At 45.5% G+C, this 17,162-nt stretch carries 16 protein-coding genes; 7 read left to right on the forward strand and 9 right to left on the reverse strand.

Going from position 1 to position 17,162, the window contains the following annotated elements; all coding sequences use genetic code 11:
* Positions 1-176: 176 nt before the first annotated feature.
* From ACVA54_RS11310 to ACVA54_RS11335, 6 genes are read left to right on the forward strand one after another with little or no spacing between them, the layout of a single operon-like run.
* The gene (locus ACVA54_RS11310; protein ID WP_446649608.1) at positions 177-1,133 is read left to right on the forward strand and encodes an AAA family ATPase; all 957 of its coding nucleotides are present in this window, start codon (positions 177-179) and stop codon (positions 1,131-1,133) included.
* Positions 1,134-1,147: 14 nt separating this feature from the next.
* A complete protein-coding gene (locus tag ACVA54_RS11315; RefSeq protein ID WP_099078185.1) occupies positions 1,148-2,074 on the forward strand; it encodes a DUF58 domain-containing protein in 927 nt (308 codons plus the stop codon).
* A 40-nt stretch (positions 2,075-2,114) separates the two neighbouring features.
* Positions 2,115-2,591 (forward strand): DUF4381 domain-containing protein, encoded by a 477-nt coding sequence (locus ACVA54_RS11320; protein WP_409119921.1) that lies wholly within the window; start codon positions 2,115-2,117, stop codon positions 2,589-2,591.
* The gene (locus ACVA54_RS11325) at positions 2,588-3,592 is read left to right on the forward strand and encodes a vWA domain-containing protein (protein ID WP_099078187.1); all 1,005 of its coding nucleotides are present in this window, start codon (positions 2,588-2,590) and stop codon (positions 3,590-3,592) included. Before ACVA54_RS11320 ends, ACVA54_RS11325 begins: the two co-directional genes overlap by 4 nt.
* Complete coding sequence (locus ACVA54_RS11330; protein WP_446642459.1) at positions 3,585-5,279, forward strand: vWA domain-containing protein; 1,695 nt, start codon at positions 3,585-3,587, stop codon at positions 5,277-5,279. The genes ACVA54_RS11325 and ACVA54_RS11330 overlap by 8 nt, the downstream gene beginning before the upstream one ends.
* 4 nt (positions 5,280-5,283) lie before the next feature.
* Positions 5,284-6,930, forward strand: a complete 1,647-nt coding sequence (locus ACVA54_RS11335; protein WP_446645069.1) for a BatD family protein — start codon at positions 5,284-5,286, stop codon at positions 6,928-6,930.
* Between the two features lie 84 nt (positions 6,931-7,014).
* Here ACVA54_RS11335 and pstB read toward each other — a convergent pair whose 3' ends face one another.
* From pstB to ACVA54_RS11360, 5 genes are all read right to left on the reverse strand, one after another.
* On the reverse strand, positions 7,015-7,764 hold the full coding sequence (pstB, locus tag ACVA54_RS11340; RefSeq protein WP_446596722.1) for a phosphate ABC transporter ATP-binding protein PstB: 750 nt from the start codon (positions 7,762-7,764) through the stop codon (positions 7,015-7,017).
* Positions 7,765-7,824: 60 nt separating this feature from the next.
* Entirely contained in the window at positions 7,825-8,688 is an 864-nt protein-coding gene (gene pstA / locus ACVA54_RS11345) for a phosphate ABC transporter permease PstA (protein ID WP_099078191.1), read from the reverse strand.
* 22 nt (positions 8,689-8,710) lie between these two features.
* Positions 8,711-9,643: a phosphate ABC transporter permease subunit PstC gene (gene pstC / locus ACVA54_RS11350; protein WP_099078192.1), complete on the reverse strand. Its 933-nt coding sequence runs from the start codon at positions 9,641-9,643 to the stop codon at positions 8,711-8,713.
* A gap of 96 nt (positions 9,644-9,739) precedes the next feature.
* The gene (locus tag ACVA54_RS11355) at positions 9,740-10,561 is read right to left on the reverse strand and encodes a phosphate ABC transporter substrate-binding protein (RefSeq protein ID WP_119464336.1); all 822 of its coding nucleotides are present in this window, start codon (positions 10,559-10,561) and stop codon (positions 9,740-9,742) included.
* Positions 10,562-10,747: 186 nt separating this feature from the next.
* Entirely contained in the window at positions 10,748-12,091 is a 1,344-nt protein-coding gene (locus tag ACVA54_RS11360; protein WP_099078194.1) for a DEAD/DEAH box helicase, read from the reverse strand.
* 424 nt (positions 12,092-12,515) lie between these two features.
* On the opposite strand from ACVA54_RS11360, the gene ACVA54_RS11365 reads away from it, so the two are divergent.
* Positions 12,516-12,770, forward strand: coding sequence for an Lpp/OprI family alanine-zipper lipoprotein (locus ACVA54_RS11365; protein WP_099078195.1), 255 nt, complete (start codon positions 12,516-12,518; stop codon positions 12,768-12,770).
* Between the two features lie 26 nt (positions 12,771-12,796).
* Here ACVA54_RS11365 and ACVA54_RS11370 read toward each other — a convergent pair whose 3' ends face one another.
* From ACVA54_RS11370 to ACVA54_RS11385, 4 genes are read right to left on the reverse strand one after another with little or no spacing between them, the layout of a single operon-like run.
* Entirely contained in the window at positions 12,797-13,723 is a 927-nt protein-coding gene (locus ACVA54_RS11370) for a L,D-transpeptidase family protein (protein WP_446580339.1), read from the reverse strand.
* A 4-nt stretch (positions 13,724-13,727) separates the two neighbouring features.
* Entirely contained in the window at positions 13,728-15,143 is a 1,416-nt protein-coding gene (phrB, locus tag ACVA54_RS11375; protein ID WP_099078197.1) for a deoxyribodipyrimidine photo-lyase, read from the reverse strand.
* A 19-nt stretch (positions 15,144-15,162) separates the two neighbouring features.
* Positions 15,163-15,969 (reverse strand): MerR family transcriptional regulator, encoded by an 807-nt coding sequence (locus tag ACVA54_RS11380; protein ID WP_099078198.1) that lies wholly within the window; start codon positions 15,967-15,969, stop codon positions 15,163-15,165.
* Positions 15,959-16,909, reverse strand: coding sequence for a YbgA family protein (locus tag ACVA54_RS11385; protein ID WP_099078199.1), 951 nt, complete (start codon positions 16,907-16,909; stop codon positions 15,959-15,961). Before ACVA54_RS11385 ends, ACVA54_RS11380 begins: the two co-directional genes overlap by 11 nt.
* Between the last annotated feature and the right edge of the window lie 253 nt (positions 16,910-17,162).

Raw genomic sequence — 17,162 nt, forward strand, 5'->3', positions numbered from 1 at the left:
AAATCGAAATGTAACACCCTGAATCTGTGTTTTTTAGATTTCTACAATGCTTGCAATCCGCACTTACGCCCCAATATTGCAAAAAATAAATTACGCAAACGCTAAGGGAACTTTCCCCACTTAGCAGTGACCAATATTCACAGTAAAAATCCTATGGATATCCGAGAGTCCAAAAAATGCACAAAACAAACTTCGAAACTCTTCAGCGCTACTTAGAGTCTCAGATCATTGGTCAGCATGATCTCGTTAAACAGCTCCTTATTGCTCTACTTGCCGATGGGCATATCTTGGTTGAAGGTCCTCCAGGCTTGGCTAAGACCCGTGCGGTGAAGTCTCTATCGGATTGCGTAGAAGGTGATTTCCACCGTATCCAATTCACACCCGACTTACTGCCAGCGGACTTAACCGGCACTGATATCTTCCGTCCAGAAACCGGCGAATTTACCTTCCAGTTAGGTCCAATTTTCAACTCACTGATCCTTGCCGATGAAATCAACCGTGCGCCTGCTAAAGTGCAAGCTGCAATGCTTGAAGCAATGGCTGAGAAGCAAGTGACGGCGGGAAGAAACACCTATGCGCTACCAGAGCTATTTTTGGTAATGGCGACACAAAACCCGATTGAACAAGAAGGTACTTACCCGCTTCCAGAAGCACAGCTCGACCGTTTCTTGTTGCACCTTAATGTAGATTACCCAGATGCAGAGCATGAACTGGCGATCCTACGCATCAACCGTGGTGAGGCAAAAGGCGAAGCGACGATTGAACGCCCAAGTTTGAGCCAAGAAGACATCTTCACTGCGCGCAAAGAAGTGCTCAATATTCACATGGCAGACGCGATTGAGCAATATATCGTACGTCTCGTGATGGCAACTCGTCAGCCAACGGAATACGACCATGAGTTAGCGCAATGGCTAGCCATGGGTGTCAGCCCACGTGCCACTATTGCCCTTGACCGCTGCGCTCGAGCACACGCATGGTTAGCGGGCCGTGACTTTGTCTCTCCAGAAGATGTTCAAGCCATGGCTTACCCTGTGCTACGCCACCGTCTACTGCTTAGCTACCATGCCCAAGCAGAAGGCATCATAGCAAATCAGATTATCGACAAGCTTCTTAATCTTGTAGGTAGCGCATAACGTAGGTAGGTGACATGTCTGCATCATATGCATTGCCACCTCATGCGAATGGGGTGACATTAACCCTTGAAGAGCTACTTCAATATCGCACTCAATCGGTTCGCTGGCTGCCACCAGCACAGAGTATTTGGTCGCAAATGAGCGGTAACCATACCAGCCGTCAAAAAGGTCGTGGTATGGACTTTATGGAAGTACGCCAATACCAAGCGGGTGATGATATTCGCAGCATCGACTGGCGAGTCACGGCTCGAACGGGTAAAGCGCATACCAAGCTGTTCTCAGAAGACAAAGAGCAAGCGGTTATTTTATACATAGACCTCAGCCCAAGTCTTCACTTCGGCTCACAGTATGTTCTTAAGTCGGTCCAACTGGCACACTTCGCTAGCGTCTTGATTTGGCTGACGTTAGCCAAGAAAGATCGCATTGGCGCGGTGATTGATGATGGTTCCCAGTGTATTGAGTTCCGCCCTTCTTCTCTACAAAAGCAAGGGCTGAGAATTCTTGACGCGATAGTGAATAGTCACAATCAATTGCTTACGAGTCAACAAGCTGACAGCACACGCACGCTGCCTTACATGAGCGCAATTGAAACGCTGCACAACCTTACGCCGAAAGGCAGTGAGCTCATTTTACTCAGCGACTTTGCACAAGTGGAAGAGAAAGAGCTGGTTCAACTGCGTCGATTAAAGCAACACAACAGCGTTCGTGCCGTGCAATTTTATGATCCTTTAGAGCGAGGTGAAACCGACTTCCGAGGCCAAGCGAAAGCATCTGATGGTCATCGAAGTCAGTGGTTTAACTTCGGTTCAAAGGGACAGCGCCAGGCGTTGGAATCTCACTTTGTTAAACATCAGCAAGCCATCAAACAGCAGTGTCATTCGATGGCGATTCCATTTAACAGTCTGTCGAGCGGATTACCTCTGGTTCAACAGTTAAGCTAACGAAAGCAACAACATACAAATCCTTCAAGCAGTAGTAATAATAATGACAACGAATAATCAAAGCCTAAACCTTGAACCTTTAATCCTACCGAATGCACCAGATTGGTTCCCACTTGCTTGGGGTTGGTGGGCAGCTCTGGGTTGTGTAATTTTTACCATCTTGATTGTTGTACTTTACTTAAGATGGCATTCAAAGCGTCTTGTTGCCAAGAAGACCGCATTGAAACTGTTGACCAATCCGATCACACCACACACACCGTCTTCTGCATTAGAGGTGCTTCGTCAAGCGGCTTTGAGTTACTTCCCTCGTGAAGAAATCGCGCCATTAACAGGCTCTGCTTGGTACGAGTTTCTTGATAGCTGCACCAAAGAGACTCGATTCGTCGATAAACAACAACAGTGGCAAGCGGCGCTGTATCAAAAATCCGGTCAAGAGCAACATCAAGATCTGATTGAGGATTGTGCTTTCTGGATTGCAACCGCATTGCCACCGAAGAAAAAAGGCAAAAACTCGTGACTGAGGCAACTCTCGTTTCGAGCCTCTCTCAGTGGTTGAATATTGAGTTTGTCTGGTGGTGGGCATTACTGTTACTGCCCCTACCTTGGCTGATTTATAAGTTCTTCCCTGAAGAGACTCAGCAAGCTGAAATTAAGCTGGCGTACTTGCCAGACAACAAACACAACAACAAACCAAAACAGATAGTGCAAAAAGTCCTGTCTGTTGGTGTGTGGACTCTGTTGGTTGTCGCTTGTGCTCGCCCAGTTTGGTATGGCGATCCGGTTGAGTTCCAACCGAAATACCGCGATATGATGTTAGTGGTCGACTTATCTGGTTCCATGCAGAAAGAAGACATGAACGACAATGGTGAATACATAGACCGTCTAACCGCTGTCAAAAGAGTCTTATCTGACTTCGTAGAAAAACGCCAAGGTGACCGCTTAGGTGTGGTGCTATTTGGTGATCACGCTTATCTACAAACGCCGCTAACCGCTGACCGTAAAACCGTGATGCAACAGATCAATCAAACCGTCATTGGCTTGGTTGGTCAGCGCACTGCGATTGGTGATGGTATCGGCTTAGGCACTAAAACCTTTGTAGACAGTGACGCACCACAACGTGTGATGATCTTGCTCAGTGATGGCAGCAATACTGCTGGTGTACTTGATCCGCTTGAAGCCGCTGAAATCGCTAAAAAATACAACGCAACCATCTACACCGTAGGTGTGGGCGCTGGTGAAATGATGGTCAAAGACTTCTTTATGACGCGCAAAGTCAATACCGCCTCAGACCTTGATGAGCAAACGCTGACCAAGATTGCAGAGATGACAGGTGGTAAATACTTCCGAGCGCGTGATGCCAAAGAACTTGAAACGATCTACGACACCATTAACCAGCTAGAGCCCGTTTCTACTGACACCCAAACTTGGCGTCCTCAGTCGGAATGGTTCCCTTACCCATTGGGCGCTGCACTGGTACTTTCCGTGTTCCTGTTTGTTCTGAGGAGAAAACATGGCTGAGTTTACTTTCTTAACCCCTTATTGGTTGTTGGGTTTGCTCGTCATTCCCGTTGTCCTTGCTGTTAACAGCCAATACAGAACCAAAAAGTCATCGTTGATTGCGCCTCATTTGGCAAAAATGCTTGGCTATTCAGTGAAAACTAAGCACTACTTCGCCATTTGGGGAATAGCATGGGCAATCGCTTGTATCGCTTTAGCAGGCCCAAGTTGGCAATCCAACACACGACCGAGCTTTGAACTAAACCAAAACCGAGTGTTAGTGCTGGATATGTCGCGCTCTATGTACGCAACGGATGTGAAACCAAATCGCCTGTCACAAACGCGTTATAAAGCGTTGGATTTATTGCCGAAATGGAAAGAAGGCTCAACAGGCTTGGTTGCGTACGCCGGTGATGCTTATACGCTTAGTCCGCTTACGACAGATTCCAGCACACTCGCTGGCATCATCGAAAACTTGTCTCCTGAGTTAATGCCTTATCAAGGTTCCAACTTACCATCAGCGATTGAAACCGCGCTTGGCCAGTTTACTCAGGCGGGCGTAAATCAAGGTGACATCGTCGTGCTGGCAGATGATTTGGATGACTCCGAATTATCTCGCTCATTAGCGTTATTAAACGGTAAAAACATTCGAGTATCAGTACTCGCTATCGGCACATCAACTGGCGCACCAATTGCTCTTCCGGATGGTTCTTTAATGAAGAGTCGACAAGGCAACACTGTGGTAGCGAAAACTAATCTGAAAAACTTACAGAAGCTAGCTAAAGAGACCGGCGGATTATTTGTGCCAATTCAACACAATAACCGTGACGTTGAGAACATTGCCGAGTTTACCAACAACGCGAGCAACAACCTTGCCGCCAAGCAAAGTGAATACGTGAAAACCGACTCTCGCTTGAACGGCGGTTTCTGGTTGCTACCTCTGCTCTTGTTCCCCACAGCCCTACTCTTCCGTCGAGGCATGATTTGGCTGCTGGTTGCGACGGTGTTACCGATGAGTTGGACGCCGAAAGCAGAAGCGAATGCGTTCTTGAATCAAAACCAACAAGGTGAGCAGCTTTATCAACAAGGTGAGTACGAAAAAGCCCAAAGAACCTTTACTGATCCTAATTGGAAAGGTGCAGCAAGTTACCAAGCTGGAGATTACGAAAGTGCGATAGAAGCATTCTCCAATAATCCAAGCCTTGATGGCCGCTACAACTTGGCAAACGCACTTGCTAAGAACGGACAACTTGAGGATGCAGCAGAGCTCTACAAGAACGTGATTCAAGAGAAACCAGACTTTGAAGCTGCGAAAAAGAACTTGTCGGTTGTAGAGGAGAAACTGAAGCAACAGCAGCAACAGCAGCAACAGCAGCAACAGCAGCAACAGCAGCAACAGCAGCAACAGCAGCAACAGCAGCAACAAAAGTCTCAAAATGACGCTAAAAAAGAGCAAGGACAGCAGTCACAAAACCAGAAAAAACTTGAAAATAAACAAGAAAAGCAAAACGCTGAGCAACAAAAAGAGACACAAGGCGAACCAACGCAGGCACAAGCTCAGCCAGGGGAAATGCATCAAGATGATCCCGAGTTTCGCCGCTTAGAAGCGGTAGAAAGTGCACGTGACCCTAGCTTCTTGATTCGAGCTCAAATGCAGCTTCAAGCGCAACAAAAACAACGCCCACAACAATCTAATAAGGAGTGGTAAGTCCATGATGAAAAAAGGCGCAAAACTGGTCTTTGTTCTAATGGCCAGCCTACTGACTAGCTTTTCGGTTTTCGCACAAAGCCTTCAAGCCAGTGTAAACAAAACTCAGGTGGCGAAGAACGAAGTGATCAATTTAAGGATCATGGCTGACACAGAACTAGGCTCTGGTGCGATTGATTTCAATGTCTTGAAGAAAGATTTCTTTTTAGGACAGCCTCGTTACGGCCGCTCAAGCAATAACATCAATGGCCACACATCGGTTCAAACGGAATGGAGCATCTCTATCGCACCAATGAAAGAGGGGGTGGTGACGATCCCAAGCTTTACCGTGGATGGCATGAAGACAGATCCAATTAAGTTACGTGTCACCAAGAATCAAGCCGAGCCGAACTTAAACGATTTATTTAACTTTGATATGAGCGTGGACAATCACACCTTGTATCCTCAACAATCAGCAACGCTTCGCATGCAGTTGGTGATTAAAGTGGATCCTCGCCGCTTAGATAACCCCCAAATTGTGCCACCAAGCATCGATGGTATGAAACTAGAGCCTACGAGCGACATGAAACAAGGTCAACGCGTGATTGATGGTCTTGAAGTCACTATCGTTGAACAAGCGTTCCGTATTACTGCAGAACAACCAGGCACCTACATGCTTAATGGTCCGAAACTGACAGGCTCTTACTTCTATGGTGACAGCCTAACGGGTTCAACCCAGATAATGCCGATCAATACCAAAGCAGAACAAATGCCTATTACCGTAAAGCCTATTCCTAAGGATTTTAAAGGTAACTGGCTACCAGCCTCTGCACTGGAAATGACACAAAGCTGGCAAGGTGAGCAAGGCAATCCATTGTCAGAAAATGCCGTCAGCACGGTAAAGCAAGGATCTTCGATTACTCGCACAATTCGTATCCGTGCTCGCGGTACGCAAGCAGAATATCTACCTCGTGCCGGTATTGTCTACCCTAGTACGATACGTGTTTATTCAGAACAGCCGCAGTTCGAAACCGCTCGCGACGGTACGGTGACTATGACGGTTAAACAAGTATTGATTCCAACTGAACCGGGAGAACTCACGCTACCTAGCTATACAGTTAACTGGTGGGACAGTAACCGAGACCAAACAAGACAAGCCGACATTTCGGCGCTAAAACTCAATGTCGAGAAAAGTGACAGTGGCTTAATTACGCTGCCAGAAAGCGCGTTACCAGCACAGCCGGCAACCACCTCTGAGCAAGCGACTCAAAGTGGTGTTGAATCTATATGGCAAACACTGTCCTTCGTATTTGGCGTGCTGTGGCTTGTCTCTTCGGCGATTGCATTGAGACTATGGAAGACACGTGCCGAACCACGCGTTGAGAAAACTACGAATACGAACAACAGTTCCTCGCTTCAAGAGCTAGAGTACATCATTAAACAAGGTGACTGTGCTAAGATTGAAAGAGCGGTTAATGACTACTTAAACACTCACCACTTCAACAATGATTCTGAAGCAGTGAAAGCAGTAAAAGAAGAACTGAACCTGATGAACCAATCTCGCTTTAGTGCAACTCAACAGGAGTGGATGGCAAATAATCTGATCGCCAAGATCAAACAACTGGCCAAAGAGAAGAAAAGCAAACCTAGCCACCAGCTAGAAAAGTTATAGTGATTACCAAAAAAGCCCCTCACTAGGAGGGGCAAGAGTACCATCGCTTATAGTTATTTGTGTATATGCCAGTAAATGTGTTGATTAACCGAAATCACCGTTTACATAGCCTTGGGTACGATCATCTTTCGGACTATTGAAGATCACTTGTGTGTCATTGTGTTCAACCAATTCTCCCATTAGGAAGAACGCAGTGCGGTCAGAAATTCGACGAGCCTGCTGCATAGAGTGCGTGACAATAACAATGGTGTAATTCTTCTTTAGTTCTTCCATCAGCACTTCAATTTTGTGCGTTGCTATCGGATCAAGCGCTGACGTTGGCTCGTCCATCAGAATCACATCTGGCTCCATCGCAATGGTACGTGCGATGCACAGACGTTGCTGTTGACCACCTGATAGGCCAAATGCGTGTGACTTAAGACGGTCTTTTACTTCGTCCCAAAGTGCTGCACCGCGCAGTGAGCCCTCAACCACTTCATCAATGTGTTTCTTATCTTTGATGCCTTGAGCACGCAGACCGTAAGCCACGTTCTCATAAATACTCATTGGGAACGGATTTGGCTTTTGGAATACCATACCCACCTTGATGCGAAGGTCAGCAACGTCGATGTTGCCGTAAATGTCTTCACCGTCCATTGACAGCTTACCAGTGATTTTTACGCCTTCGATAAGGTCATTCATGCGGTTCAAACAACGTAGTAGTGTTGATTTACCGCAACCAGATGGGCCGATCAGAGCCGTAACCTGACGGACTGGGATTGGCAGGTTGATTGATTTCAGTGCTTGGTTGTTACCGTAAAACAGATCTAGATTTTCAATATCAAACTTGTTCATTTTCTTAATCTCTTAAATCTTGAATTCGTGTCTTTTAACGTGCGTTCTTAATTCGTTTCGTTAGTAAGTTGCGGTGTTAAAACGTCTGGCAATCAATTTTGTTAACATGTTGATCAGTAGAACAACAACAATCAGAACTGTCGCGGTACCGTAAGCCTGATTCCACTCTTCAATGGTAAACAGTTCGGTAGTCAGTTTGTATAAGTGCACGGTTAGCGTACGACCAGAATCCAATAGCGAATCCGGAATACGTGCAACCATACCTGCTGTCAGAAATACTGGAGCAGACTCACCAATGACACGACCAATACTTAGAATGATCGAGGTTAAGATACCTGGCATTGCGCTCGGAAGAATCAAACGCCAGATAGTGTAAATCTTAGATGCACCTAGGCCGTATGAGCCTTCACGGTACGTTTGTGGTACTGCCATCAACGCTTCTTCCGTGGTACGGATGATAACTGGCAGGATTAGGATACTTAGCGTCAGTGCCCCCGATAGAATCGAGAAGCCAAGGCCAAGAATCGCCACGAAGAACGTCATACCGAACAGGCCGAAGATGATCGACGGAATACCCGCCAATGACTCAGTGCAGAATCGGATGATTTTCACCAAACGACTGCCCACTTTTGCGTATTCGGTCAAGTAGATTGCCGTCATGATACCGAGTGGTGCTGCCACTGCGATAGATGCGACAACCATGTAAATGGTCGCCACAATCATTGGGAAGATACCGTGCTCTTCACCTGTGCGCGTGTAGTTATCAGTAATAAAGCTCCAATCTACGTGTTGTAGACCGTTTGATAGGATGTACCAGATAATCCAGAACAAGAAACCTACCGTCAGTGCCGCCGAGATCCAGACAAATGCGTTAAAGACATTATCTTTGAACTGACGTGCTTTTTTCAGTTTTGCGCGATCCATAATAGTCACCTTTAACGAGCGATTACTTCGCTTTTTCTCGGTTTAGGTAAAGTAGTACAGCGTTCAACGACATGATGAAGACCAGAAGTACCACACCTGTAGCGTAAAGTGCGCTCGCGTGAACACCACTTGCGTAAGACATTTCAATTGCGATGTTTGCGGTTAGCGTACGTGCCGAATCAAGGATGCCTTCTGGCATTGCTGGCGCGTTACCCATTACCATAATGATCGCCATGGTCTCACCCAACGCACGGCCAATACCCAGAATCACACCTGTCATGATGCCTGAGCGAGCCGCTGGAACGAGCAATTTAAAGATGGTGTAAATTTTCGATGCGCCCAGTGCCAAAGAACCTTCTTTATAAGTACGAGGAACCGCACGGATAGACGTTTCAGATACCGTAATTACCGTTGGTAGAATCATCACACCAAGTACAATGATACCAGCCAGGATAGTGTTACCTGCTGGTACATCAAATACGTTCTGAATCAATGGAACGATAATAACCAGGCCGAAGAAACCGTATACCACTGAAGGAATACCTGCGAGTAGCTCAACCGCTGGGCGGATGATGTCAGCTAAACGCTTTGGTGCGATTTCTGCGATGAAGATAGCGGTCAAGACACCAACGGGAACACCCACTAGAACAGCACCTGCTGTCGATACGATAGAAGCAACAATCATAGTTGCAACACCGTACAGTGCTGGTGGTAACCAGTTTTGGCCTAGAACGATGCCCGAGATGCCGGCTTCTTGGAATGCAGGAATACTCTCTCGAACGATGAAGTATGCGATAACTGCTAATGATACGATGCCGATTACAGCACTCGTTAGGAACAAGCCGTGGAAGATGCGCTCTTTCCAGTCAACGCGTCGTTTTTCGCGTAGGCCTGGCTTGCTGATCGCTTTAGCGTCAGTACTCATAAGCTTTTCACTATTTGTTGCGATGGTCATAAAAATCTCACGGTTCTTAGCAATGCGTCGAACACAATGGATAGAAAAGGCTCAGCCCGAAACGTTGGGCTGAGCAAAATTAGAATCCCCATAGGATTAGTTAACTGAGATATAACCTTTTTGGTCAACAAGCGCTTGCGCTTCGTCAGTTAGCATCCAGTCTAGGAATTTTTGAGTTTCAGCAGATGGCTTGCCTTCTTTGTAAAGAACAAGGAATGGACGAGCAACTTTGTATGAACCATTCTTCACGTTGTCTACCGATGCTTCGATACCATCAATTGGAAGTGCGTTTACAGACGCATCAACGGTACCAAGAGAGATGTAACCGATTGCGTACGGGTTAGAAGCAACCATTGTCTTCAGTGCACCATTACCGTTAGCAACTTGAGCGCGTTGAGAGATGGCAGAAACTTTCTTACCAGAAATCTTCATTTTTAGAGACATGATGTCTTCGAATGCGCCACGAGTACCAGAAGCCGTGTCACGAGTGATTGCAACGATTGGCTTGTCTGCACCACCAACGTCTTTCCAGTTTGTTACTTCACCTTTGTAGATCGCAGTAACTTGCTCAGCTGTTAGGCCAGATAGTTTGTTTTTTGGGTTAACAACCACTGCGATCCCATCTAGAGCAACGGTCTCTTCTTTCAGAGTAGGCTCTTTCTCAGAGTCCTTCAGGTTACGAGAAGACATACCTAGGTCAGCAGAGCCATTCTTTGCAGCTTTAACACCCGCAGATGAGCCAGGGCCTTGAACTTCGATAAATACGTTCGGGTTTGTCTTCATGTATGTTTCAGAGAAAACTTCCATCAGTGGAGTTACGCTGCTAGAACCCACAGCAGAGATAGTTTCTTTAGCAGAAACAGGAGTCACTGCCATTGCACCTAGAAGTGCGATTGCACCGATTACTGTCTTTTTCATCACAATTTCCTTTAAGTGGCTTTATTACCGTCGTGTTTCACTTGAACGATTCTCACTTTAGAACCCCAATGTGACAGTTGTGTTTCACTTAATTGAAGCCTCTATGACACTTTGCCGTTTTCCTGATACAAAAAATCCGAGTGACAGCACTCGGATTTTTAATATCTATATAATATTCAGTAAAGATTAATCTTCTGAACTAGGCTCTGCTGGCTTCTTCTTAGGGATGAAGACGTTATCCCCCACAGCCACATGTTGATAGAAGCTTTTATCGCGTTTAACTGGCTTCTTCGCGACTTTCTTCGCCTGCGGACGCGCTTGCTTAACGGTCGCCTTCTTATTACGGAAATCTTTCTTAGCGGGTTTAAGACCTTTGAATTTACCTTTTAGATCTTCAAACACTGAGAAGCTCAGATCTTGCTGTAGGTATGCTTCAACACGCTTAAAGCTGTCCCAATCTTTAGGACCAACCAGAGATACGGCATCCCCTTTATTACCAGCACGACCAGTACGACCAACACGGTGAACGTACTCTTCTGTGTGCTTAGGCATATCGAAGTTAATCACGTGTGTTACCGTCGCGATATCTAGGCCACGAGAAGCCACGTCCGTTGTTACTAAGATTTTAAATACTGCGCGCTCAAACTGACTCATAATGGTGTTGCGTTGAGTCTGGTTTAGGTTACCACTTAATGCAACCGCCTTTAGTTTCTGCTCATTCAACTTTGCAGTCAGGCGTTCAGTGTCATCACGAGTTGCAGTAAATATGATAACTTGACGGTATTCCGCTTCAGAAAGCACTCGCTCCAGAATCGCTTCTTTATGATCTAAGTGATCACACAAGTAGAATCTCTGCGTGATATCTTTGTGCTCTTCGTTCGACACACCAACAGCGATACGCTTTGGCGCGTTTAACATCTCAGAAGCGATATCATTGACTTCAGCATGGTCCAAAGTCGCAGAGAACATCAGTGTCTGACGACGGCGATGCTTTGCCGCGTTATGAATGCGACGAAGTTCTGGTGCAAAGCCCAGATCCAACATACGGTCCGCTTCATCTAGGATAAGAGTTTCCAAGCCATCAAGGTGCAGTGAACGGTGTTCCAGGTGATCCGCTAAACGCCCTGGCGTTGCGACAATGAATTTCGGATAACGGCGAAGTGCTTTCACTTGGTCATTAAAGTTCTCACCGCCTAAGATCAAAGTGGCCTCGTAAGTCAAGCCCGCTAACATAGAACGAAGCTCACCGTATACCTGTTTCGCTAGCTCACGCGTTGGCGCAAGGATAACCGCTCGAGGGTCTTTGGCAGAAAACGACTTCGTCTTTAGAGACTTATGAAGCATTGGCAATACAAATGCCAAAGTCTTACCCGAACCCGTTTTAGAAGATGCCAATAGATCCTTGCCTGCAATCGCTACAGGAATTGCCTGTTTTTGAATGTCAGTCGCTTTTTTAAAATCGTAATGTTTTAGGTTCTTCAACAATCGGTTGTCTAGGCCTAGATCTTTAAATTGCAAAGTATTCTCCAATAAATCAGTAAACGTCCGAGCGTTTTTCAGTGTCGTTTCCGCTCTAACGCAGCAAAAAATAAAAGCCTGCTATAATACCGCAAATCATAAGAGTATAGATAGAGATCACACAAACTAATTCCACAAGAAAGAATAAAGTTTCCTCTAAGAAACTTTCATTTGCGTCAATATCGTCTAAATTATTGATATCAGGAACGTAGCAAAAATGACCTGCATCGAACCTGTTTAGGGGCTGTAAGACGTAGTGAATGCTAACTTTTGTCAAACTAAAGTTAGCATTCTTAGCGGGTACCCCATGAAATTCTTGGATTTTTTTGACTTTTGCTACATCATGTACTGATAGAATGTGTCCACATTAATCCCCGCTGGCACATGAAACAACACTCATTAGGCGGGACTTTCACTATAAGCAAGGAGTTCTTACATGAACAAAACGTTGATCGCAGCTGCAGCAGCTTCAGTACTTCTACTAGCTGGTTGTGCTTCTTCTGATGACGCAGCAATGGCAAATGCAGAAAAACTAGACCAACTAAGCAACCAAGTTAGCCAACTAAGCCAAGACGTTCAGTCTCTACAATCTGACGTTCAAGCAGCAGGCGGCGCAGCTATGGCAGCACAAGAAGAAGCTGCACGTGCAAATGAGCGTATCGACAACATCGCTCAGTCTTACACTAAGTAAGATTAATTACCGCGCTTTAACAGCCGTTAAGGCGCGGTAATTTCTACAGGAACCCCATTCTGAGCAGCAATCGTTGCTTTCGCTTTCACATCCGTCATACCAAACTCATCTAGCCACCAACCGAGCTCTTTCGGATACTCTAAATGCTCTTTTTCACCATTACTGCGAGTTAAAGGCTCATGCGCTTCAATAAACACGCTTCGGTCTGGCTCTAATGTTACTTTCACGGGCTGATTAATAACGCGCACTTTTTCGCCACGCTGCACTTGCTCAAATAACCACTCAATATCTTTAGGGTCCATACGAATACAGCCAGCACTGACGCGCATACCAATACCAAAATCTTTGTTAGTACCGTGAATCAGGTACTCACCATTACCATAAGCCAAACGGAGAGCAAACAAACCTAGTGGATTATCCGGCCCAGCAGGAACGACCGCAGGTAAGCTGATGCCTTTTGCTTTGTATTCAGCACGAATAGAAGCTGGGGGCGTCCAGGTTGGGTTGGGACGCTTTTGGCTGATGCTAGTGCTCATCACTGGCGTATCTCTGCCAATACGGCCAATACCCACAGGGAAAACATGCACAACATTTTCGTTTGCTGGGAAATAGTAAAGACGCAATTCAGCCAAGTTAATAACAATGCCCTTGTGAGGAACATCAGGTAGGATTAACTGAGTAGGAATAGTGAGCACATGCCCCTCTTTAGGGAGAAAAGGGTCAACACCTTTATTAGCTGCCATTAACGCAAGTATGCCAACGTCATAATACTTAGCAATATTGGCCATGGTTTCACCATGTTCAACCACATGATTTTCCATGCGACCTATCACACGAGCCCCATCATCTGGTAATTCGTACATCTTAGCGAATGATATCCCACTCACTAATGACAACGATACTGATAACAGGGTTCGTTTCGCGATACTCATTGGACGCTTCTTGCTAGGCATCTCTTTATTCCTTGGCGCTTTTGAAGAGCCGTAAGGTTATCTCTCTTTCTACCTTGTGATCAACCATTGGCTTGTGATATTCCAGTAAAGAAAAACCATGCCATTTCCAAGGGTTGTGTATGAACTTATTAGGCACAGGATTTATTTCCGGAATCCAGTGGCGAACAAAACGGCCATCGGGATCAAATTTCTCTCCCTGAGTAACAGGGTTAAAGACTCGAAAGTAAGGCTGTCCATCGCAGCCTGTCGATGCACACCATTGCCAGCCCCCATTGTTTGCTGCGAAATCCCCATCTACCAATTTGCTCATGAAGTATGCTTCTCCCCAACGCCAATCAATGTGCAAATCTTTTGTCAGGAAACTGGCGACAATCATCCGTAAGCGGTTGTGCATCCAGCCTGTAGTATTAAGTTGTCGCATTGCTGCATCAACAATTGGGTAACCAGTAGTGCCCGTTTTCCAGCGCTCAAATGCTTGCTCATCATAGGACCATTGAATTTTCTCTTCCCATGGAGTAAAGCCTTTCCCTTTCACCAACTTTGGCTCAAATACCAATAAGTGTTGGTAAAACTCGCGCCAAATGATTTCACTCAACCAAGTGGCTTTCCCTTCACTCAAATCAGGTAATGGATTCTCCGCGTATAGCCTCGCGATACATTGCCTTGGCGATAATGCGCCAATAGCAAGATAAGGAGATAATTGACTCGTACCATCGATCGCAGGGATATCTCTTTCCGCATGATAGGCATCACTGTGCTCTCGGACAAACTCTCTTAGCTGTTCAACTATATCAGTGGTTGAGGCATACCAATGCTCACTAGATTCGCGTGGATAAGAAAAAGGGACATCTGGATGATAGCGTTCGGCTTCAACCAATTGGATCGCTTCTTTAGGTAGCTCTGCCTGTGGTTCTGGTTTTGACACCATGGGCATTTGGAATTTCCTCATCCAAGCACGTTTGAATGGCGTGAATACCTTGAAGTACTCACTTTGCTTGTTTAATACCGTTGTTGGCGCATGAACACACTTATCGTGGAAAGCTTCAAACGTAATTGCTCTCTGATACAAGGCATCCATCACTTCTCTATCAAGCGCTTGCTCGTTGACTTCGTAGTGAATGTTTGCCATGACACTTTTTGCACCCAAAGATGTTGCCCATGCTTGAATCACTTCGGTCACATCGTCAAACTTCGGCACTTCTTTATATAGAAGCGGAATGTTTAGGTCGGTGAGTTCTTCAGCGAGGTGCGCCAAACGTCGTGCAATAAGATCCGCCTGCATAGGAGCCATGTGATGCTCTTGCCACTGGCTCGGAGTTGCAACATAACAAGCAACAGCAGGCTCGCCACTTTCTAACGCAGCCTGCAGTGCCATGTGGTCTAACGTTCTTAAATCACGTCGAAACCAAACCAGAATCATGTCGTCTCCTTACGAAGATTTAACTATTTTTGAGGTGAAGCTTTTCAATCACTTCAGAAAATTGAACTTGTTCAGGATTCAGAGCTTTCATCGTTCGCAGCGCATCTACTTGTTTTATTTGCAGCGCTTTGTTGGAAAAAAAGTGGAGGTATTGGTATCGATGCAGCACATCATGATCAATCAACCCCGATACATCATCCACTTTATCAATTAGCGTAATATGCAAACCTTGTTCGCAAAGCTTTGCCGCTTGAACCCAGCTCTCAGCCTCTCTAGCCTGTTCAAAACTCACCAATAGACACTTTCCTTTCGATGCGGTTTTGTTCTCAGAATCCACGACCACGGCAAGTCGGGTAATCAAACAAGTTTGGAACAAGCCCAACTGTAGTGAACGTAGCGATACTTTCACCAAGTCTAACGCTTCAAACACTGGGTTAATCAGTTGCTCGATGACTAAGTTCAATGGGTACTCTTTCAGAGCATTAGATAACAACGTTTCTGTTTTGCCACGATTTAGCTCTGACAAGGCTTTCAACATGGCTTGGACTCCTTCTAAGCGCTGGATGTCTGTCGCCACAACAATATCTGATTTTTGACCAAGCAATCCTTTCACTTTGCCGATAGCAACACCTTTGGATAACCATCCTTGTATTTCACGAATAGTATCGAGATCTTGTTGTCGGAATAAGCGGTGCCCTTTTTCTGTCCTTTTCGGTTGAACGAGGTTATAGCGCCTTTGCCAAGCACGGAGAGTGACGGGCTTAACACCCGTTAGCTCTGAAACTTCTCGAATTGCGTATAGTTTTACTTCTTGGCTACAAACCATAACGTAATCTCATCTCCTGTGGATGTGGGTCTATATACTTCTGTTTTTGTAAGTACTCATCTGGGTATGCATTAAGGTAATGTTTAATTAATGTCAGAGGGGCAAGCAGTGGCAACAAACCAGATCGATAATTGCTGATGACTTCTGCTAACTCTGCTTTCTCGCCGGCGTTCAGGGATCGCTTAAAATATCCTTGCAAATGCATCAGAACGTTGGTGTTATTCTTGCGGCTCGCGCGGTTTTGTAGCGCCTTCATCAAACCCAGACGATATTCATTGTAGAAGCCTTCGATTTCATAGTTCGCTACATCTGCCACCAATCGGCCAAGAGAACGGTACGACTCAGGATGATGCGCCATTAGCGTGAGCTTGTAACGCGAGTGAAACTCGATAATTTTGCCACGGGTTGGCTCTCCATCCATCGACTCATAAAAATCATTCAAACAGTAAACGCGAGTGATGAAGTTCTCTTTTAATACAGGATCGTTCAGGCGACCATCTTCCTCGACTGGCAACCACGGCATTTTTTCCATTAACGTTTTGGTGTACAAGCCAACGCCTTCTTTTGCCGCATTATTTTTGCTGTACACCTTTACACGTTCCATACCACAAGTCGGTGATTTAGCGCAGACAATATACCCACAAAGTTGCTCGCCTTGCAGTTCATTCACTTTATTTTCTGAATAGGCAAGCATGTTGTCTGTGTGGTCGTTGTCTGGATTTTTTGTCTCGACCAATGCAATACGTTCTTCATTACTGACCAAGCGGATAGTCGGACGCGGCACAGACATGCCTACACCAACTTCTGGACACACAGGCACGAAACTGAAGTATCCATCTAACTCTTTAGTGACGAAGTTGCTGATTTTATGGCCCGAATCGAAACGTACTCGTTCTCCAAGTACACAAGAACTGATACCGACTTTGATTGAAGATTCCATAACGAAGCGTCCTATACAAAATGTTTTGTTGTATAACTTATAGTAAGTCAATTCAAATTGTACAAGAAAATAAATTGTACAATTTAACCGTTTTACTCATTCAGACAGGATTTAGATCAGACGATTTGAAAAAAAATTTAGCGCGATATAGGGATTTTGTGCATGCAATCGACAAACTGCTCAAAAGCAAATCGATTGCCTTTTGGCTTTCAACAGATTTAGTTATTAAAAGATTATTTAGACACTAGAACCG

The organism is Vibrio sp. PNB23_22_6 (assembly GCF_052877535.1).

Coding starts and splice junctions, on each gene's coding strand:
- pstA (WP_099078191.1), bottom strand. CDS start 8,688: ATGGATCGCGCAAAACTGAAAAAAGCACGTCAGTTCAAAGATAATGTC.
- ACVA54_RS11330 (WP_446642459.1), top strand. CDS start 3,585: ATGGCTGAGTTTACTTTCTTAACCCCTTATTGGTTGTTGGGTTTGCTC.
- ACVA54_RS11365 (WP_099078195.1), top strand. CDS start 12,516: ATGAACAAAACGTTGATCGCAGCTGCAGCAGCTTCAGTACTTCTACTA.
- phrB (WP_099078197.1), bottom strand. CDS start 15,143: ATGATTCTGGTTTGGTTTCGACGTGATTTAAGAACGTTAGACCACATG.
- ACVA54_RS11355 (WP_119464336.1), bottom strand. CDS start 10,561: ATGAAAAAGACAGTAATCGGTGCAATCGCACTTCTAGGTGCAATGGCA.
- pstB (WP_446596722.1), bottom strand. CDS start 7,764: ATGAACAAGTTTGATATTGAAAATCTAGATCTGTTTTACGGTAACAAC.
- ACVA54_RS11380 (WP_099078198.1), bottom strand. CDS start 15,969: ATGGTTTGTAGCCAAGAAGTAAAACTATACGCAATTCGAGAAGTTTCA.
- ACVA54_RS11385 (WP_099078199.1), bottom strand. CDS start 16,909: ATGGAATCTTCAATCAAAGTCGGTATCAGTTCTTGTGTACTTGGAGAA.
- ACVA54_RS11370 (WP_446580339.1), bottom strand. CDS start 13,723: ATGCCTAGCAAGAAGCGTCCAATGAGTATCGCGAAACGAACCCTGTTA.
- ACVA54_RS11335 (WP_446645069.1), top strand. CDS start 5,284: ATGATGAAAAAAGGCGCAAAACTGGTCTTTGTTCTAATGGCCAGCCTA.
- pstC (WP_099078192.1), bottom strand. CDS start 9,643: ATGACCATCGCAACAAATAGTGAAAAGCTTATGAGTACTGACGCTAAA.
- ACVA54_RS11315 (WP_099078185.1), top strand. CDS start 1,148: ATGTCTGCATCATATGCATTGCCACCTCATGCGAATGGGGTGACATTA.
- ACVA54_RS11310 (WP_446649608.1), top strand. CDS start 177: ATGCACAAAACAAACTTCGAAACTCTTCAGCGCTACTTAGAGTCTCAG.